Origin of the sequence: Variovorax glucosi (assembly GCF_051216695.1) — a bacterium.
GTDB lineage: Bacteria > Pseudomonadota > Gammaproteobacteria > Burkholderiales > Burkholderiaceae_C > Variovorax.
This window is the reverse complement of the sequence record NZ_JBPJZE010000116.1, coordinates 1-1,390: the sequence shown is the minus strand read 5'-3', so window position 1 is coordinate 1,390 and position 1,390 is coordinate 1. Positions and strand designations below refer to the sequence as shown.

Genomic DNA, 1,390 nt, shown 5'->3' with positions numbered 1-1,390 from the left:
AACGACGCCGCACAAAGCATCAATCGACGCCGCTTTTTTACCTCGAAATAATTCATCGCATCGCCGCAGCACGCCACTGCGGTGCAGCTCGCTCCCCGCGAACCCTGCTGTCCCGCTTGCGATTTTTTCTGGAGAAAAGCCCATGTCCCGTCACCTCAAGCTCTTGCTGGCGCCCCTGGCCTTCGCCTTTGCCGTCGGCGCCGCCGTCGCCCAGACCACGCCGCTGCGCACCGGCATCGACCCCAACTTTCCGCCGCATGCGTTCCCGAAGCTCAGCGGCGGCTACCAGGGCTTCAACGTCGAGCTCGGCGAAGAAATCGCGCGGCGCCTCGGCCGGCGCATCGAGATCGAGGGCGCGCAGTACTCGGCGCTGATTCCCGCGCTCAACGCGGGCAAGTTCGACTTCCTGATGGCGCCGACCACGGTGTCGCCCGAGCGCGCGAAGTCGGTGCTGTTCACCGAGGGCTACCTGGAAAACAACTTCAAGCTGGTAATGAAGAAGGAGCGCGACGACATCCAGCGCCTGGAAGACCTCAAGGGCAAGACCATCGCCGTGAACAAGGGCTCGGGCCCCGAGGAATGGGCGCGCAACCACCAGGCGAAGTACGGCTACGAGATCGCCGTGTACGGCACCAACGCCGACGCGGTGCAAGCCGTGATCTCCGGGCGCGGCGACGCCAACCTCGCGGGCGTCACGCCCTCGGCCTGGGCCGTGAAGAGCACGCCGGCCATCAAGACCACCTTCATCATCAAAACCGGTTCCGTGTGGGCCATTCCGTTCCGCCTGGACGACAAGGCCGGGCGCGACCAGGTGAGCAACGTGCTCAAGTGCATGAAGCTCGACGGCTCGCTGCAGAAGATGCACACCAAGTGGTTCGGCGCCGCACCGGCGGCCGACTCGGCCACGGTGGTCTCGCCGCCCGGCCATGGCGTCCCGGGCCTGTTCGGCTACGAAGCCACTGCCGCCAAGCCCGTCTGCCAGTAAGCGGCGCGCCATCCCGTCCACCCCTCGCCGACCACCGCCGTGACGTCTTCTTCGCTCCTGCAAGTTCGCAACCTGCACAAATCCTATGGCAGCGTTCCCGTGCTCAATGGCATCGACCTCGACGTGCAGGCGGGCGAGCTGGTTTCGGTGATCGGGCCCTCGGGCTCGGGCAAGAGCACGCTGCTGCGCTGCTGCAACCGCATGGAAGACGCGAGCCGCGGCGAGGTGCGCGTGGAAGGCCACGACATCTATGCGCCGGGCGCCAACCTGAACCGGCTGCGCGAACGCGTGGGCATGGTGTTCCAGGCGTTCAACCTCTACCCGCACCTCGACGTGCTGGGCAACGTGACGCTGGCGCTTCGCAAGGTCAAGAAGATGGCGCGCGACGCCGCCGAGCACACCGCC

2 protein-coding genes are annotated in these 1,390 nt (G+C 66.3%); both read left to right on the top strand.

Annotation, left to right across the window (positions count from 1 at the left end; translation table 11 throughout):
* The first annotated feature begins 142 nt into the window (after nt 1-142).
* On the top strand, nt 143-985 hold the full coding sequence (locus ACSFA3_RS23380; protein WP_435507819.1) for a transporter substrate-binding domain-containing protein: 843 nt from the start codon (nt 143-145) through the stop codon (nt 983-985).
* A gap of 39 nt (nt 986-1,024) precedes the next feature.
* The coding region (locus ACSFA3_RS23375; RefSeq protein WP_435507818.1) for an ATP-binding cassette domain-containing protein at nt 1,025-1,390 on the top strand (366 nt) is incomplete at its 3' end.